Genomic DNA, 17,764 nt, shown 5'->3' with positions numbered 1-17,764 from the left:
TATGAAAAATTTAATCTATATTTCAGCATTGTTCATAACTGTAATATTCACTCAGTTTAATATTAATTCTGTAAATGCACTAAATCAAAACAAAGATTTATTATCTTTTAGTGAGTTACAAGGAGAAAAATTGGTATCAAGTAAAAAATTTATATTATCTGTTAATAAAACTTGTAAAGGTGAATCTGAACTATGCACAATCGTCAAAATAAAAAACAATTATTATCTTCAATTTAGTAAGTTAGGTGATGATGAAATAACAATGTCTAAACTAAAAAATAATGTTGAGTTGAAATTGAAAAAAATAAAAAATGACAATCAATTTTTTATAGAAATAGAATTATTGTCTTATAAAAATAATGAAAAAGTAGATTCTATAATATGTTACGAATATAAAAATGATCCCAATGATAGTTTGGCTACAGAGAAATTATATTATTTAAAAGATTATGAATTATGGACATTGGATTTTACTTATGATTTAGAATCAACAACAGCAGAAAATTGGAAAAAGTATAAAATAAATCAAAATTCTGGAAAATTTGAATTATTGAAAAATACACAATAGCACTTTTGTTCCAAAGCGACATACAAGATAAAAAATTTGGTTAGGTTTCAATACTATCTAAGGAAAGGTAATAATAGGCTAATTATTCAAAAAATAAATACCAATACTGCGATGCATAAATTTAATTTTAATAAATAATTAGTTGTTACCCCTAATATAACAGATAAAAGATATGTTTCTTACTTGGCGGAGAAAATGGTACTAATTTACACAATAATCATATGCACTTTGATAAATTTCAATACGAAATAGCCGAGGTCTATCTATGATGCAGATAAAGTCTTTATTTTATGGTTTATTATTTTTACCTATTTTAGCATGTTCACATTCGTTGAACGCTTTAACTCATACTAATTTATTACCTGTGGGAACGCCTCAAATTATAAATAAGAAGCTGGTTAAGGATATTAACGATAATTGTTGGATTGAAGATTATTTTTCTGATAAAGCTAGGGAAGATTATCATAAAGGATAAAGGGAATGAAAAAAAATTTTTTAATACTGATTTTATTGTTTATTTTTTCTATAGGAATTGTTCATTCAAATGAATCACCGGATATTTGGGATTATTATAAAGTTTCAAAAAATTCTGTTTTTGGTAATGAATCAGATTATGACAGACAATTTTTAACAGAAAATTATTCGCGAATTAAACTAATATTAATTGATGGAAATATTATAGTTGATACAATTTGTCTTATCCACTATGAAACATCAACAAATCTTACTACACCTTTATCTTTTTGGAAAACTCCTGAAAAAGTAGAAAAATATAAAAAAATTTTCTCAGAAGAAGGGATCCTTTTAGGAGATCAATTTGAGGCAATAAACTTTCCTAATAATGATGACGATAATATATGCTTGAAAGCGGGGTTAACTGATTTAATAAAGATTGATAATTATTTTGTTTTTCTAACTAAGTCAGATCACTTAATAATATTTTCGAAGCAATTGAAAAAAAATAATGAATCGCCCATAACTTATCGAGGATTTAATTATAAGATACCACATCGGGAATTTAGTTGGTTTGGTCATCCTATGTTGACAAATAAAAAAATTGTAGAGGATATGAATAAGAAGTGTGATTTTCCCGCTGATGGATCTTATTCTGATTCTTATTTTTACAATGAGTGCGATTTAAACGAATTAGGTCAATATTTTGGTGAAGTTAGTGACACTTTATTTAACAAAAAGAAAGAGATATATCAAAAAGGAGAATATCGATACAATTTAACTAAAAAGCAGCATGGAGAATTTGATTTCGAAATTTTTTTGAATATTGAAAAAAATAATAAATTAATAGATAAATTATCAATTTTTAAAGAAAAAATTTCAGAATCAGCTGCTTTTGTACAGTATTACTATATTGATAAAAATTTTAAGAATGTTTGGTTATTAAATTATGTTGGTGATCACGAAACAAGAGATATTGAAAAATGGAGACATTATAAAATAGATAATAGTGGGCACTTCAAGTTATTGGAATCGATTTCATGTAAATATCGTGATAGACAAAGAATTGTAAAATGTCACAAAGATTAAGAATGTCATCGTTAAAGTTTTGCTACCTCAGAGGAAAATTTTAGGTTTGTGAACTATCGACTAAAGTTGTGTAGATTAAATGGCTAAACTTGATTTTGAAGATTATAGCCCGGCAATGAAAGAATTACATCAAATCTTAGTGGGTACATTGCGTTATTCAACCCAGCGTAAAAAAACAACAAAAAGTCGGTAGAATTTTACAAGTCGATATTTTATTTAATAAACAATAGGTTATAATTAGAGTGTTCCCTATATACATAGGGATAAACCGCGGTGTAATACTGTGTGCCCGTGAGTTTATGAGTGTTCCCTATATACATAGGGATAAACCGATCGGAGTTAATAGACAGTGTGATGAATAATAGTGTTCCCTATATACATAGGGATAAACCCAAAATATTATTACTCAAACTATTTGCCTATGATATCGATATACAATGCTTTTTTTGTTAAAGCATTTGAATAAGATTCCTATGAAGGTACTAAAAACGGCTAAAGCTTAATTGAAGGAGATAATTGAAGATGACTAAAAAACACTGCACTACGTTTAGTGAATTAAAACGGAAGGTACTAGCTAATCCTGTCGCAATGGCTGCATACAGAGAGGCTAGAAGATCGTGGAAATTGTGCGATTTGCAAATTGACGAACATCAATGCGTTGAATTAGAGTTTCCTGTAGACACAGGAAAAAAGAAACAATAGAGCAAAAAATAAGCAAAGATAAGATAAGGAGTTTCCTTTATACAGAAATAACCATTCAAAAAGATCCAAAAAGAAAATAGTTTTATCAAATCCTCAACTTTTTTTATTATAATTTCTTACTAGTAATTTGATTATTATGATATTTAAGAGAAAATCTAAAAAAGTAAGTGAGCAAAAGAAAGATCAATATTGAATAATTGGACAAAATCAAACACCGAAGAGTAAGATTTGATATAGTCATTAAAAATTACTCCGTGCGCATAAAAAGTTCAAAAGTGTGAGCTAATAAAAATTTGTTGTAAATACAGGTAACTATTTGATAAAAATAAAATTAAATTTTAAATATGTTTCAAAACAAACTGCACAAAAAAGCAACAAAAAGTCGGTAGAATTTTACGACTCCCTATTTTAATTAATAAACAATAGGTTATAATTAGAGTGTTCCCTGTATACACAGGGATAAACCGGCGTTTGGGAAACATGCAGATCTAGGATACCTGTGTTCCCTGTATACACAGGGATAAACCGCGTGGAAAATGTTTAGGGTTAAACGTAGTTTTGTGTTCCCTGTATACACAGGGATAAACCGCAATGAGCTAAACGCCAAAAATTTCTCTTTTAGTGTTCCCTGTATACACAGGGATAAACCGCTGATGCTATCTAATCACGGCTATAGCGAAAAGTGTTCCCTGTATACACAGGGATAAACCGGATGCATTTAATGCATTTAGCTCATCCCCCCAGTGTTCCCTGTATACACAGGGATAAACCGTCGGAACAACTCATAGAGTGTTGTTTTAGTACGTGTTCCCTGTATACACAGGGATAAACCGCTAACATTAACTGAATACGTTGATTCGTATTCGTGTTCCCTGTATACACAGGGATAAACCGCCGCTTTTCAACAATATTTACGGGACATCGACGTGTTCCCTGTATACACAGGGATAAACCGAATTTCTTACAGAGGCGGTTATTAAAGGGCGGGTGTTCCCTGTATACACAGGGATAAACTGGTGAGTGTGTTGTTGATGCTCGTACTAACGCTGATTTACTAGATTTTTTGCAAACATCTAATAAATCTGGGAGGCAATATAACTGTACATGTGCCCTTAAATGTTGGTAATAGCGGAATATCCGAATAGGATGGAAGAGCAATCAGTACTAACAATTATTGATGAACAAATGCGACCCTGTGGAAAACTAAATCGTCGTTGATTTATTTGGTTAAATCACATACTATTATCCAAAAATTGAGGAGAATGGTATGAAAAAGATAATCTTTTTAAGTTTATTAGGCTTTGTTTTAACCGCTTGTAGCACTGTGAAGTATAATTATGTAGTTGAAACAAAACAAATAAGCTATCCCGATTTGAATGTTGTTACAAAAACCTTTATCGGTGATGATATGGTTAGACAGGGAACGGTGGCATCAAGGGATGTTATTTATTTTCCTCAAACTACAGTAGTTAGCAGGGGAGTGGATTTTACTATTCATGCAGGAGAATATCCTAAAGTAGGTGAGGATCAAAAATACCTGTTTTTTGGTTTAAATGAGTTAAACTCTGGAGTAACAGTGGGAAAATCAACCTTTGCTGATATACCTGTTGGAATTAGAACTAGTAAAAAAGATAATGATTTATGTATTGTAACTGTTAGCGGTGGTTCTATATGTAAAAGTGATGCTTCATTTTCGTACCAAAAGAAAAACGTAACTTATCAAAACGCTTTCCAGCAAATACTAATCTATAATGGCAAAGTAGGTAATAAGATTAACATTGGGTATAAAGAATTTAATAATGATTTTGCTCGCCCAGCATTTTCAAATAATGTTGAATATGATTTATCAGAATCTAAAGTAATAAGATATAAAGGCGCAAAATTAGAAATAATAAAAGCAACCAATCAATTCATTGAATATAAAGTATACAGTAATTTTAATTTGAGATAAAAGCCCTTAAGGAGGTTTGGAAAAGATTGAGAAAGGTACAAATAGAAGGTCAAAAGCATTGGTCTTTAACTGATTCTAAAACAGTTTTACCTATAATTAATAGTTTTCTTAACCTCTAAAGGCAAGCTAACTTTTCAAAAATCTAATAAACAGTTGGCGTGTTTCCTGTATACACAGGGATAAACCGCTCAGCATAGAACCGCATCTACTACTACGTGCGTGTTCCCTGTATACACAGGGATAAACCGTTATTGGTAGCGGACATAATGGAACTATGTGTGTGTTCCCTGTATACACAGGGATCAACCGTATTATCAATTCTCCCCAGGAATTACAAAATCGTGTTCCCTGTATACACAGGGACAAACCGCAAGCAAAATTATCAGATTTATATAAAAATTTATATTCCCTATATATACTAAAAAAACCGAATCGGCAGATAATAACACCAAACTAGATTTAGTGTTCTAATACAATAAACTGCTTCAATATGAACACCATTAACATAAGAAAACGATTCCCCGTTTACACAAGAATATGCAATACTAACGCTGTGATGACAAACCCTTTCGTATCTGTATTTCTATTGATTTTATTTCATTTTTCAAATAATTGGAGTTTATTATGAAACTACGTAAAGTCATGATTATTGGAGTAGGGAATGTGGGATCCACGACGGCTTATACCTTGGTTAATCGAGGTATTTGTGAAGAAATTGTACTGGTTGATGTAAATAAAGATCGGGCTTATGGACATGCTCAGGATTTATTAGATGCGGCTGCTTATCGGCAAAACATGATTAAAGTCAGTTTACGTGATGCCAATGATTGTGCTGATATTGATATTGCGATTATTACGGTTACTTCGGGATTAGCGCAAAAAAGCCGAGCGGAGGAGCTAGCTGGTACGTCAAAAATTGTTGCAACGATTGTGCCCGATATGATGAAAAATGGTTTTAAAGGGATTTTTTTAGTGGCGACTAACCCTTGTGATGCGATTACTTACCAAGTTTGGCAATTATCAGGTTTACCTCGTCATCGGATAATTGGTACTGGGGTTTGGCTTGATACAGTAAGATTACGTCGTTTATTGGGGGAACAAATGGATATTGGTCCACAAAGTATCGATGCGTTTATTGTTGGCGAGCATGGCGATTCACAATTTCCTGTTTGGTCGCATTCATCGGTTTATGGTATTAACCTTAATCATCTAGAAAAAAATAGAATCGATTTTAATGATATTGGCAGCAAAGCGAAGAATAAAGGTTTTGAAATTGCTAAATTTAAGCATTGTACCGAATATGGTATCGCCAGTACGATTACTGAAATTTGTCAGCATATTTTCACTAACAGCCATCGTGCGTTAGCATTAAGTTGTATTTTACATGGGGAGTATGGTTATCAAGATGTGGCAATAGGTGTGCCTGCGATTTTAGATCAGCATGGTATCAAAAAAATTATTGAGTTAGATTTTTCAGATAATGAAAAGCAGTTATTTAAAAATAGTGTCGAGATTATTAAGGGTTATATTGCACATATTAAATAAGCGTGTTTGGTCGGATAGTTGTTTTATACTCAGTCAACGGATATATCACCCAGAACGCTAATATTAGTTAGCGTTCTGCTATAAAGGTTTGGCAACTTATTATTTCATTTTGTATATTTTAAAGATCTTTAAGGTTGATCGGCAGGAAACACCACACCTGTTTGATTTCTGATTTCAGTCAAGATTGTTGATGATAGTTTCGAATAGGCTAAACCGTTATGATCTACGTTGCGTTGTTGATATAGCTTAGCGAATTCTTCTGTTTCGTAATACATATCATTATTGTGTTGTGTAAGGGTGATTTCTTTTTTTTCACCGATTCTTGGTTGATAAATAACGCGCTCACAAGTGGCAAGATTTTCAATAATAAGCGATCCATTTTCGCCTTGAATTTCACTAGGAAGGTAAGAGTTACTGACTTTTGAATGCCAAATGATGACCTCAAAATCGTCATAATTAAGTAAAACACTGCCATGCGCATCGACACCAGACGCAAGTTTTGTCGCACTGGCATTTATTTTATTGGGATATCCCCATAATCCTAGTCCAAAATTGAGTGGGTAAACTCCAATATCCATTATAGAACCATTTGAAAAGTTGGGATTAAACGTGTTGGGATTATTGCCATTCAAATAACTTTCGTAACGGCTGGAATATTGACAGTAGTTAAGTAGTGCTTTGCGAATTCTTCCTAACTTTGGAAGATAATCCCGAATTAATTGATAATTGGGCAAATAAACGGTTTTAAGTGCCTCAAAAATAAGTTTTTTATGTTGTTTGGCAATATTAATTAATGTTTGGGTTTCCATTAAATTCGAGGTTAATGGTTTTTCACATATTACATCTTTATTATTTTCCAATATCAATTTGGCTTGTTCAAAATGGAGTGAGTTTGGGCTGGCAATGTAAACAACGTCGACATTGGCATATTGAGCGAGCTCGGTGAGCTTATCAAATATCGTATTAACTTGGTATTTTTTTGCCAGTTGATCGGCTTTATCGATATCACGGGAATAGATAGCGGTTAATTGATATTGTTTAGTTTGTAATGCCGCATCAATGAATTTTTCAGTGATCCAATTGGTTCCAATTGTTGCTAATTTAATCATGGTTAATCTATCTATTTTTTTGAAGGCTTAAACTATTTGATTAAGATTTAGGACTATTCACTTTAATCAATGCCCGTAAAAGTGAATAGTCTTCCTTTATTTAATTCGAATTGGTTAAAAAGAGTTTTAACGATGGATTTTCAGTTTCGTTATGGAAACCATAACCTAATTCGGTTAAGTGTTTACCAAAATCATGGCTATTGGTTTGGTCAATTTCAAATGCAGCAAGAACGCGACCATAATCAGTCCCATGGCTTCGGTAATGGAACATTGAGATATTCCAGTTAGTACCAAGTGTTTGTAAGAATTTGAGTAATGCCCCTTGCGATTCTGGGAATTCAAAACTGTAAACTTGTTCTTGAATTGGCTGACAAGGCTTGCCACCAATCATATAGCGAACATGCAATTTAGCCATTTCATCATCAGTCAGGTCAACCACGGGATAACCGGCTGAAGTGAGTTGTTGCATGATGTCATCTTTTTCACTATTTTTAGTGATTTTAACACCTACAAATATGCATGCCGATTCTTCATCATGATAGCGATAATTAAATTCGGTGACTGAACGCCCCCCCAAGATCTGACAAAATTTTAGGAAACTGCCTTTTTTCTCCGGAATCGTCACGGCGATTAAGACTTCTCGTTTTTCACCCAATTCACAGCGTTCTGACACATAACGTAAATTATGGAAGTTTAAATTAGCTCCCGATAAGATATGAGCAAGGTTTTCACCTTGAATATTGTGTTTTTCAACGTATTTTTTCAGTCCCGCCAGTGCGACCGCACCCGATGGTTCAGCAATGGCACGAACATCATCAAATAAATCTTTGACAGCCGCACAAATTTCATCGCTATCAACAGTAATAATATCATCGATATATTGTTGGCAAAGTCTGAATGTTTCATCACCGATTCGTTTAACGGCAACCCCTTCAGCAAATAAACCTACTCGATTTAAATCAACTGGGTGACCAGCATCTAAGGCTGCTTTTAAACAGGCTGCATCTTCAGGTTCAACTGCAATGACTTTAATCGATGGCATAATTTGTTTAATTAGGACTGCCACACCTGCTGCAAGTCCACCACCGCCAACGGGGACAAATATGCGATCGAGTTTGGCATTTTGTTGCAACAGTTCCATGGCAATACTGCCTTGTCCGGCAATCACCAGTGGGTGATCAAAAGGGGGAATAAAAATGCGTCGTTGTTCTTTGGCTAATTCTAAGGCTTTGGCTTTGGCTTCGTCAAAATTCGCACCATAAAGTAAAACTTCACCACCGAATCCTTTTACTGCTTCTACTTTGATGTCCGCTGTCGTTAACGGCATAACAATGAGCGATTTTATACCTAATTTGCTAGCTGAAAATGCCACACCTTGTGCGTGGTTTCCAGCTGAAGCAGCAATAACGCCACATTGTCGCTCTTCTGGGGAAAGGCTGGCGATCATCGCTTGTGCACCTCGAATTTTAAAACTGTGCACTAGCTGACGATCTTCACGTTTGACAAATATCTGATTGTTTAGTCTGGCAGATAGTTTATCCATTTTTTCAAGCGGTGTGACTTGCGCCACATCATATACGGCACTGCAAAGCGTTGCTTTTAAATAATCAGCACCAGTCAGTATTGTTTGTTGTTTCACTTTTAGCCACCTAGTTTACTTTTATCGCGGACGGCACCTTTATCAGCACTGGTCGCTAAACTTGCGTAAGCTTTTAAGGCAAACGACACATAGCGGTCACGATTATGAGGGGTAAATGCTTTGTCGCCACGAGTAAGCTCTGCCACCCGACGACGTTCTAGTTCATCTTCAGGCACATCTAAAACTAATTTTCGATTAGGAATGTCAATATCGATAATATCGCCATCACGTACCAGACCAATTACGCCACCGTTAGCCGCTTCTGGTGAAATATGTCCAATGGATAAGCCTGATGATCCGCCTGAAAATCTACCGTCAGTAATGAGTGCACAAGCTTTACCAAGTCCCATTGATTTTAAATAGCTGGTAGGGTAGAGCATTTCTTGCATTCCCGGCCCACCTTTTGGGCCTTCATAGATGATCACAACGACATCACCTTCAACTATTTTTCCACCTAAAATGGCATCAACTGCATCTTCTTGGCTTTCAAATACTTTTGCAGGCCCTCTAAACACAAGATTTTCAGCGGCAACACTGGCCGTTTTTACGATAGCACCATCTTGGGCAACATTACCATAGAGTGTGGCAAGTCCGCCGTCTTGGCTATAAGCATGCGCTTTGTCACGAATACAACCATTTTCCCGATCGTCATCCAGTGTGTCCCAGTAACAATCTTGTGAAAATGCTTTCGTTGTACGGATGCCAGCCGGCCCACTGCGATACATTTTTTTTACTTCTTCATCTTGGGTTTGCGTAATGTCATATTGTGCAAAGGTTTCTTGTAATGATAGTCCAAGCACATTGTGAACATTGCGATTTAGTAGTCCTGCTTTGTCAAGTTCTGACATGATGGATACCACACCGCCCGCCCTGTGTACATCTTCCATGTGGTATTTTGCTGTACTTGGTGCAACTTTACACAGATGCGGTACTTGACGAGATAGTCGATCGATATCTGACATCGTAAAATCAATTTCGCCTTCTTGCGCTGTTGCAAGCAAGTGTAAAACGGTATTGGTCGAGCCTCCCATCGCAATATCGAGTGACATGGCATTTTCATAGGCTGCTTTGGTGGCGATGGCTCTTGGTAGATAAGATTCATCATCATGTTCGTAATAACGTTTGGTAATTTCAACTATGCGTTTGGCCGCTTTTAAAAAGAGTTGTTCACGTTGCTTGTGAGTGGCAATGAGGGATCCATTACCGGGTAACGAAAGCCCTAAAGCTTCGGTTAAGCAGTTCATTGAATTCGCTGTAAACATGCCGGAACATGAGCCACACGTCGGACAAGCTGATTCTTCAATCGCTTTACTGTCTGCGTCACTGACATTGGGGTTGGCGCTTTGAATCATGGCATCAACAAGATCAAGTTTGATGATTTGATCTGAAAGCTTGGTTTTCCCAGCTTCCATAGGGCCACCAGAGACAAAAACCGTTGGGATATTTAAACGGAGTGATGCCATTAACATACCGGGTGTGATTTTGTCACAGTTGGAGATGCAGATCATCGCATCAGCACAGTGCGCATTGACCATGTATTCTACAGAATCGGCAATAAGTTCACGTGAAGGTAACGAATAAAGCATACCACCATGCCCCATTGCAATACCGTCATCTACTGCAATGGTATTAAACTCTTTAGCAATACCACCTGATGCTTCAATCTGTTTAGCCACTAGTTGTCCTATGTCTTTAAGGTGGACATGTCCCGGTACAAACTGAGTAAATGAGTTTACGACGGCGATAATAGGTTTACCAAAATCTTCATTTTTTACGCCAGTAGCACGCCATAAAGCGCGCGCTCCTGCCATGTTTCTGCCTTCAACGGAGGTAGCTGATCGATATCTAGGCATTTGTTGCTCCCAAGTTCTTATTATACTTGCGACCGATTTAATCGGTTTATCATTTTGATGAGTCCATCATGTTTTGATGTGCATCACATTACAAAAAGTATTTATCCGCCGTATTAGTTAGCGGATTTTTTGAGATATTATTTAATAATATCTAACCAACCATATTTATCTTCTGTTTTACCGTTAAATAACCCGAAGAATGTTTGTTGGATCTGTTTAGTGATTGGGCCACAACGTCCAATACCTACTTGAATGCGGTCAACGCTTCGTACAGGTGTAATTTCGGCAGCGGTACCGGTCATAAAGACTTCGTCAGCTAAATAGAGTGATTCGCGCGATAAAATTTGTTCACGGACTTCGATACCCAAATCACGAGCAAGCGTTAATACGGCATCACGAGTAATACCAGGAAGTGCAGAGCAAGATAATACAGGAGTGAATAGTACACCGTCTTTAATGATAAATAGATTTTCACCCGCACCTTCTGAAAGATGACCATGTACATCTAAGGCAATCCCTTCTTGGAAACCATTAGCACGAGCTTCTGAGCCAATTAATAATGATGATAAATAGTTACCCCCCGCTTTTGCGGCTGCCGGAATGGTATTGGATGCGACACGATTCCATGAAGAAACCATCGCATCAATTCCTTGATCTAATGCATCTTCACCTAAATAGGCCCCCCAAGGGAAAGCGGCAATCATGACATCAGTTTTATAACCAGCAGGCGGATTAACGCCCATACCGACATCACCAATAAAGACAAGAGGACGAATATAGGCACTTTCTAAGTTATTTTTCTTGATAGTTTGACGCGTTGCTTCCATGATTTCTTCAATCGTGTAAGGAACAGGAAAACGGTATATTTTGGCTGAATTTAATAATCGTTGTGCGTGTTCTTTATGACGGAAAATAGCAGGGCCTTGATGAGTTTTATAACAACGAACTCCTTCAAAAACTGAAGTACCATAATGTAAAGCATGAGACATGATATGAATTTTAGCATCTGCCCATGGAACCATTTCACCATTGAACCAAATATAATCCGATTTTGCTGTAGAACTCATTTTTATTTCCTCTTAAATTTTACTTTTGTTTAGCATAGATATAGCTCGGTGCTTTCAACAATAAACGGTCAAGCATTATACTATACTATCGATTTTGTTTAACTGCTAAAGTGTATACTTTTATAAATTTAACTTATTATTTCATCATGATTTATTATTAAAATAACTATATTTCAATCGATATCACGTCTACCAATTTGTCGATCTGATTAAGTAGTGCTGAAATAGGGCGCTTTGTTGTTAATGCTAAAGATAATGATAGTATCTGATCATCTTTAGTCTGCATTTGCATCTGTTTAATGTGACCACCACGGTGGCGTATAACCCGTAAGATACGCTCAAGTGTTCCTAATTTATCATAAGCGGTGATAGTAAATTGATGCTGATCTTTATTACTCATCCTTTACTCCTTACTGTTGTTATCTAACATATTTTCATTGGCAGCACCGGGTGGAACAAGAGGCCATACGTTTTCAAGTTCATCGATACACACATGTAATAAATAGGCACCTGTTGAATTTAATAGCGTATCGATGGCGCTTTGAATTTCTGATTTTTGGGTAATTTTTTGTCCGTCGATATCGAAGGCTTTAGCCAGCATTAAAAAATCAGGATTGTCAGATAAATTGGTTTCGCTGTATCTTTGATTGAAAAAGAGTTCTTGCCATTGTCTAACCATGCCCAAACGTTGATTATCAATTAATACAATCTTAATCGGTAATTTTTTGCGTTTAATTGTGGTCAGCTCTTGAACATTCATCATAAAAGAGCCATCGCCAGAAATGCATATCACACAATCATTTGGTCTTGCTAGTTGTGCTCCAATGGCAGCTGGTAAACCAAATCCCATTGTGCCAAGTCCACTAGAAGTAATAAAGTTTTGTGGATGGTTAAATTGCATGTGCTGAGCCGTCCACATTTGATGTTGACCAACATCGGTAGTGACAATTGTGGTAGCTGTTTTTTGTTCAGAAAGGCTTTTGAGTAACGCTGGGGCATAGATAGGTTCGCCCGGATGATCATAACGAGTTGGATACGCTTTTCGTAATTGGTCTATTCTTTTATGCCAATCTTCTATCGATACGGTTTGGTGAATTAAAGGTAAGACTTGTTTGATATCGCCTTGTAACCCTAAATGCGTTTGCTTTAATTTATTAATTTCAGCCTGATCGATATCAATATGAATGACTTTAGCATGGCGAGCAAATTCATTCAGGTTTCCGGTAACACGGTCATCAAATCGTACCCCTAACGCAATTAATAGATCACACTCTTGCACGGCTAAGTTCGCTGCTTTAGAACCATGCATGCCAATTAATCCTAAATAATAGGGATTATTGATATCAGCAGCCCCTAATCCTTTTAAGGTTGAAACGCTCGGAATTTGAGTCATTTCCATAAATTGTCTTAATTTTGATATCGCGCCAGAAAGCCCAACCCCACCACCAATATAAAGCATGGGTTTTTTGGCATCTTGAATCATCGCTTTAGTTAATTTTATATCATCAGAAGAGATAACAAAGGATTTTGATTTGTTGAGATAACTTTGAGAAGTGTGGTTGGTTAAATATTGTTGGTAATCTAAGTTGGCAAGCTGGATATCTTTCGGAACGTCAATCAATATTGGTCCCGGTCTGCCTGAGTTGGCTAAGGTAAATGCCTCCTCGAATATATTGGGTAAGTCATGCGCATCATCAATTAAATAACTGTGTTTAGTACACGCCAATGACAAACCTAATACATCAACTTCTTGAAAGGCATCGGTACCGATTAAGTTATTAGGTACTTGACCCGTTATTGCAACGATTGGAACTGAATCAATCAAAGCATCTGCAAGTCCCGTGATAATATTGGTTGCTCCCGGCCCCGATGTGGCAATACATACCCCTGTTTTGCCTGTCGCCCTCGCATAACCTATAGCAGCCATTGCAGCACCTTGTTCGTGACGACATAACACATGTTCAATACCGCCATCATAAAGGGCATCATACAGAGGCATAATTTGTCCACCAGGATACCCAAATACGGTGGTAACGCCTTTTTCTTTTAAGGTTTTTACTATCCACTGTGTTCCTAACATTTATTCCTCGCTCTTTTTTTCAGGTATTTGCATTGCTCATAAAAAAACCCCCGCTTTTTGGGGCGGGGGTTTTGGGTTAACTATGAAGCTTTTTTAACTCAAAGAACGCCCCCGCGCTGGAATAATGACCACGCTGACAAGAATGTTGATGAGGACGATAATAAGTGAAAAATTCATACGTTTTATTTAAATTTTTTTTGCTTCTTTGAGTAAGTATTCTTAACAAAATACTCGTTTTAGAAAAAAATTCAACTGTTTTTTTGTGTTTTTTTAAAGTCTTGTTTTTGCGATTGCAAGAAGTTTGAAAATAATGGTGATTGATGTCTAAAATGATTTTATCGTTGTACGAGTTTTTAATTGGCATTTTACAAAGATTAGTGTATAAATGTTAATCAACAATCGTTTTTATCTGCTTATTTACCTAGTTTCATATAAAAAAACACTTTTAAAATAATAAAAGGCGAAATATGTATGAACATATTAAAGATAATTGTTTTAATAAGTATTGGTTTTGTGCTGCTTAATTGTGATAACGCTAAACCTGTGTCAAATCATTCTTCTGCTGAAAGTTCAACTTCATCTTTACCTAATAATGATTTGCTCACTTCGCAAAATTTAGAAATTAATGCAGTAAAAAACGAGTTGCCTATAGAAATTGATGAGTTGACAACACTATTTGATGTTTTTGCAGATAATAATAGTATCAATTATAAATACCGAGTAAAAAACACCCCTAAACAAGCATTATTATTAACATCTACCCTTGATACTTTACGCAGTAATTTACTTAATGATTATTGTCAAAATGTGCCACAAATGAAAGAACTGAAAAATGTGTTTCCAAATGGTGCGAATTATCATTATTTTATCAATGATGAAGAGATTGTTATTGTTGAACTAAATCCAGATGATTGTCAGTCAGAAAAATCATAATGTATTAATTCAATAATTATGTTTATTGTGCTATTGCAGTATTGAATTCAATTGTTATAGGCTGGCTTAATCTACGTTTATTTGTTAAACTGAGATCGTTTATCAAATTCTATGAATTTACGTTTTGTTGATTGATAAATTGTATTATCGCCACGTCTTTTATGGAAAGCCACAGTTAATATTATGTTTGGATTCTGTTCGTAACAGATTAATGATTATTTAAAAATAATATTTAAGTCTTTATCACTATTCATCGTATTTATCAATATAGTTAATTGATTTATCTCTACTTTTATCTAGTTATATGGTTTTGTCATTATTAATTGATTTTATTTAAGTTATTTATCGTTTATGAACATGTATGTGTTTAACTTAGGAGAAAATTATGAGTAAACAAACCTGTAATCCAACGACCAAATATTATCATGAGAAATTTCCAAAACAAAAACAGAAAGCACCGGGTTTGCAATGTGAGATGAATCCGGTTCCGGACTGTGGTGAAAAAAGTTATAAAGGTCATCAACGTTTAGAAGGTCTTAAAATGTTGGTCACAGGTGGAGATTCAGGTATTGGTCGTGCAGCAGCAATCGCTTATGCTAAAGAAGGTGCGGATGTAGCGATCAATTATCATCCTGATGAGCAAAAAGATGCTGAAGATGTGGCAAAAGTCATTGAAGCTGCCGGACGTAAAGCGGTATTGATACCGGGTGACTTAAGTGATGAAGCGTTTTGTAAAAAAATGGTGGATGAAGCTCATCATAAACTTGGCGGATTAGATAACTTAACGTTGGTTGCAGGTAAACAAACTGCGGTAGCTGATATTATGGATCTGACTACAGAGCAAATTCGCAAAACATTCGAAATTAATGTCTTTTCGCTATTTTGGGTAACTAAAGCGGCATTAGGTTATTTAAAACCCGGTTCGACAATTATTACTACTTCATCTGTTCAAGCCTTCCAACCTGGTCCAACATTATTAGATTATGCTTCCACTAAATCGGCCATTATTGCTTTTACAAAAGCACTAGCTAAGCAATTAGCGAGTAAAGGTATTCGTGCTAATAGTGTTGCTCCTGGCCCTGTCTGGACTCCATTACAGGTTTGTGGCGGACAACTTAGTGATGCAATTCCTGAATTTGGTAAAGAAACACCACTTAAAAGAGCAGGGCAACCTGTTGAACTTGCTGGGGTTTATGTACATTTGGCTTCAGAAGAGTCAAGTTATACCACGGCAGAAACTTATGGTGTAACGGGTGGTGAGCATACAAATTAATCCAATAGTTATATCGTTATAAAAGAGCTGCTCAGGCTCTTTTATGACTAAAAATTTTAAGCAAGACATCTTAAATCACGTTCTATTATGAACTTTCATAATAGTGTTAAAAACTTAACTTAGAATAAAGGCAAAAAAATGAAATTTTTTAAAGTAATCTCGCTTGCATTATTAAGTATTTTTTTGGTTAATTGTGATAACTCTAAATCGACTGTTGATGATATTAAACAGAAAGTACAACAAACAGGTTCTGATATCAGTAATAAAACTCAAGATTATTTCGAACAAGCAAAATCAGAAACTAACGATATTATGAATAAGTTGAAAGAAGGTAACTATAATTTTGCACAAGATGCTGTAATTAAAAATATTAAACAAACATTACCATTGAATATTGATCAAAATACATCACTGGTAGATGTATCAAAAGAAAATAACACTATTAATTATAAATATGATGTTAAAGGTCTGACTAAAGATGATTTAAAAATTGAAAATACCCAAAAAACATTATTAAATAATTTACTTACCGATTATTGTAGCTCAGATCTAATGAAGAAAGCATTAAGACTCGCTTTCCCTGAAGGTGCTACACATAATTACTATATTAATAATGATAATGCATTAATCCTTAGTCTTAAACCAAGTGATTGTGATGATAAATTGTAGAGTTTAGTTTTTAGAAAAAGGGGCTAATCATAGCCCTTTTTTATTTTGCAATTGATAAATGTATTTATCTAAATCTGATTTTAAAAATGAAAATGGTAAAGGTAAAATAGTATATTAATTAGGGTTAACTCAATAATGCGTTTTAATTATCAAGATTACTCATAATGTTATTACGTAGATTTTAAATGAAAATGATTTTCAGATTTAATATCGGTATATAAATAAAAATATATATAGTATTGCGTATTTTTAACAATCTATTAAAATCAGCTTCCAAACTATATAAGTTTTGGTCGCTGTTTTCCTTTCGCTATTAATCGTCTATCGAAAGTGGAGACAACAAAATAATATTAATTTTTGATAATGGGTAATAACATGAAATATATGAAAATTGTAGTATTGATGGCATTAGGTTTGGAACTATTGGGTTGTGATAATATCAACTCTAAGGAAGCAGAGCAAGATTTTGCAATTAAATTTGTCAAAAAACAACTCCCTATCGTTTATGATGAGAATACTACATTAGTGGATATTTCCAAAAACAATGATCTACTCATATATAAGTATGATATTAAAAATATCGATGCAGAAGATTTAAAATCACCGGAAGCCGAAAAATTGATCCGTAAAGACATTCTTGAGCTTTATTGTTCTGATGATAAAGATATTGCTCAATTAAAAAAAGCATTCTCAAATGGTATGCAAAGCGATTATTACATTAATAACGAAATGACTTTATCAATAACTATTAAACCAGCAGATTGTAAAAAATAAATTTAGTTGTTTGCTTTTGTTAGCATGGTTAAATGCTTTCGATAAAGTGTTTTATTATT

At 34.8% G+C, this 17,764-nt stretch carries 15 protein-coding genes and 1 CRISPR repeat array; of the genes, 9 read left to right on the top strand and 6 right to left on the bottom strand.

Annotation, left to right across the window (positions count from 1 at the left end; translation table 11 throughout):
• Position 1: 1 nt before the first annotated feature.
• The 5 genes from GYM75_RS07725 to GYM75_RS07705 all read left to right on the top strand — a co-directional run bounded on the left by GYM75_RS07725 (position 2) and on the right by GYM75_RS07705 (position 6,308).
• On the top strand, positions 2-568 hold the full coding sequence (locus tag GYM75_RS07725; RefSeq protein WP_220215400.1) for a hypothetical protein: 567 nt from the start codon (positions 2-4) through the stop codon (positions 566-568).
• Positions 569-833: 265 nt separating this feature from the next.
• Complete coding sequence (locus GYM75_RS07720; protein WP_220215399.1) at positions 834-1,043, top strand: hypothetical protein; 210 nt, start codon at positions 834-836, stop codon at positions 1,041-1,043.
• 5 nt (positions 1,044-1,048) lie between these two features.
• Positions 1,049-2,110, top strand: coding sequence for a hypothetical protein (locus GYM75_RS07715; RefSeq protein WP_220215398.1), 1,062 nt, complete (start codon positions 1,049-1,051; stop codon positions 2,108-2,110).
• Positions 2,111-3,250: 1,140 nt separating this feature from the next.
• Positions 3,251-3,828: a CRISPR direct-repeat array (repeat unit 29 nt; unit sequence GTGTTCCCTGTATACACAGGGATAAACCG).
• A gap of 251 nt (positions 3,829-4,079) precedes the next feature.
• A complete protein-coding gene (locus GYM75_RS07710; RefSeq protein ID WP_220215397.1) occupies positions 4,080-4,763 on the top strand; it encodes a hypothetical protein in 684 nt (227 codons plus the stop codon).
• 624 nt (positions 4,764-5,387) lie between these two features.
• Positions 5,388-6,308 carry an L-lactate dehydrogenase gene (locus GYM75_RS07705; RefSeq protein ID WP_220215396.1) on the top strand — a complete coding sequence of 307 codons (921 nt, stop codon included), beginning with the start codon at positions 5,388-5,390 and terminating at the stop codon, positions 6,306-6,308.
• Positions 6,309-6,436: 128 nt separating this feature from the next.
• On the opposite strand, the gene GYM75_RS07700 is transcribed toward GYM75_RS07705, so the two are convergent.
• The 6 genes from GYM75_RS07700 to ilvG all read right to left on the bottom strand — a co-directional run bounded on the left by GYM75_RS07700 (position 6,437) and on the right by ilvG (position 14,056).
• Positions 6,437-7,417 (bottom strand): Gfo/Idh/MocA family protein, encoded by a 981-nt coding sequence (locus GYM75_RS07700; RefSeq protein ID WP_220215395.1) that lies wholly within the window; start codon positions 7,415-7,417, stop codon positions 6,437-6,439.
• Between the two features lie 100 nt (positions 7,418-7,517).
• Complete coding sequence (gene ilvA, locus GYM75_RS07695) at positions 7,518-9,056, bottom strand: threonine ammonia-lyase, biosynthetic (protein ID WP_220215394.1); 1,539 nt, start codon at positions 9,054-9,056, stop codon at positions 7,518-7,520.
• A gap of 2 nt (positions 9,057-9,058) precedes the next feature.
• Positions 9,059-10,909 carry a dihydroxy-acid dehydratase gene (gene ilvD / locus GYM75_RS07690; protein ID WP_220215393.1) on the bottom strand — a complete coding sequence of 617 codons (1,851 nt, stop codon included), beginning with the start codon at positions 10,907-10,909 and terminating at the stop codon, positions 9,059-9,061.
• 137 nt (positions 10,910-11,046) lie between these two features.
• Entirely contained in the window at positions 11,047-11,976 is a 930-nt protein-coding gene (locus GYM75_RS07685) for a branched-chain amino acid transaminase (protein ID WP_220215392.1), read from the bottom strand.
• A 166-nt stretch (positions 11,977-12,142) separates the two neighbouring features.
• Positions 12,143-12,376: an acetolactate synthase 2 small subunit gene (ilvM, locus tag GYM75_RS07680; RefSeq protein ID WP_220215391.1), complete on the bottom strand. Its 234-nt coding sequence runs from the start codon at positions 12,374-12,376 to the stop codon at positions 12,143-12,145.
• Between the two features lie 3 nt (positions 12,377-12,379).
• Entirely contained in the window at positions 12,380-14,056 is a 1,677-nt protein-coding gene (gene ilvG, locus GYM75_RS07675; RefSeq protein WP_220215390.1) for an acetolactate synthase 2 catalytic subunit, read from the bottom strand.
• Between the two features lie 471 nt (positions 14,057-14,527).
• Here ilvG and GYM75_RS07670 point away from each other — a divergent pair, with 471 nt between their 5' ends.
• The 4 genes from GYM75_RS07670 to GYM75_RS07655 all read left to right on the top strand — a co-directional run bounded on the left by GYM75_RS07670 (position 14,528) and on the right by GYM75_RS07655 (position 17,705).
• Positions 14,528-14,989 (top strand): hypothetical protein, encoded by a 462-nt coding sequence (locus tag GYM75_RS07670; protein WP_220215389.1) that lies wholly within the window; start codon positions 14,528-14,530, stop codon positions 14,987-14,989.
• Positions 14,990-15,374: 385 nt separating this feature from the next.
• Positions 15,375-16,262 (top strand): SDR family oxidoreductase, encoded by an 888-nt coding sequence (locus GYM75_RS07665; protein WP_065557856.1) that lies wholly within the window; start codon positions 15,375-15,377, stop codon positions 16,260-16,262.
• A gap of 138 nt (positions 16,263-16,400) precedes the next feature.
• Complete coding sequence (locus GYM75_RS07660) at positions 16,401-16,931, top strand: hypothetical protein (RefSeq protein WP_220215388.1); 531 nt, start codon at positions 16,401-16,403, stop codon at positions 16,929-16,931.
• Positions 16,932-17,306: 375 nt separating this feature from the next.
• Positions 17,307-17,705: a hypothetical protein gene (locus tag GYM75_RS07655; RefSeq protein WP_220215387.1), complete on the top strand. Its 399-nt coding sequence runs from the start codon at positions 17,307-17,309 to the stop codon at positions 17,703-17,705.
• Positions 17,706-17,764: the final 59 nt, after the last annotated feature.

It is taken from the genome of Gilliamella sp. ESL0441, assembly GCF_019469185.1.
Taxonomy (GTDB): domain Bacteria; phylum Pseudomonadota; class Gammaproteobacteria; order Enterobacterales; family Orbaceae; genus Gilliamella.
This window is presented reverse-complemented; position numbering and strand designations above follow the sequence as displayed.

Bases quoted from the DNA above. Each gene is read 5' to 3' on its own strand.
- GYM75_RS07725 (WP_220215400.1), top strand. From the start codon at position 2: ATGAAAAATTTAATCTATATTTCAGCATTGTTCATAACTGTAATATTC.
- GYM75_RS07720 (WP_220215399.1), top strand. From the start codon at position 834: ATGATGCAGATAAAGTCTTTATTTTATGGTTTATTATTTTTACCTATT.
- GYM75_RS07715 (WP_220215398.1), top strand. From the start codon at position 1,049: ATGAAAAAAAATTTTTTAATACTGATTTTATTGTTTATTTTTTCTATA.
- GYM75_RS07710 (WP_220215397.1), top strand. From the start codon at position 4,080: ATGAAAAAGATAATCTTTTTAAGTTTATTAGGCTTTGTTTTAACCGCT.
- GYM75_RS07705 (WP_220215396.1), top strand. From the start codon at position 5,388: ATGAAACTACGTAAAGTCATGATTATTGGAGTAGGGAATGTGGGATCC.
- GYM75_RS07700 (WP_220215395.1), bottom strand. From the start codon at position 7,417: ATGATTAAATTAGCAACAATTGGAACCAATTGGATCACTGAAAAATTC.
- ilvD (WP_220215393.1), bottom strand. From the start codon at position 10,909: ATGCCTAGATATCGATCAGCTACCTCCGTTGAAGGCAGAAACATGGCA.
- GYM75_RS07685 (WP_220215392.1), bottom strand. From the start codon at position 11,976: ATGAGTTCTACAGCAAAATCGGATTATATTTGGTTCAATGGTGAAATG.
- ilvM (WP_220215391.1), bottom strand. From the start codon at position 12,376: ATGAGTAATAAAGATCAGCATCAATTTACTATCACCGCTTATGATAAA.
- ilvG (WP_220215390.1), bottom strand. From the start codon at position 14,056: ATGTTAGGAACACAGTGGATAGTAAAAACCTTAAAAGAAAAAGGCGTT.
- GYM75_RS07670 (WP_220215389.1), top strand. From the start codon at position 14,528: ATGAACATATTAAAGATAATTGTTTTAATAAGTATTGGTTTTGTGCTG.
- GYM75_RS07665 (WP_065557856.1), top strand. From the start codon at position 15,375: ATGAGTAAACAAACCTGTAATCCAACGACCAAATATTATCATGAGAAA.
- GYM75_RS07660 (WP_220215388.1), top strand. From the start codon at position 16,401: ATGAAATTTTTTAAAGTAATCTCGCTTGCATTATTAAGTATTTTTTTG.
- GYM75_RS07655 (WP_220215387.1), top strand. From the start codon at position 17,307: ATGAAATATATGAAAATTGTAGTATTGATGGCATTAGGTTTGGAACTA.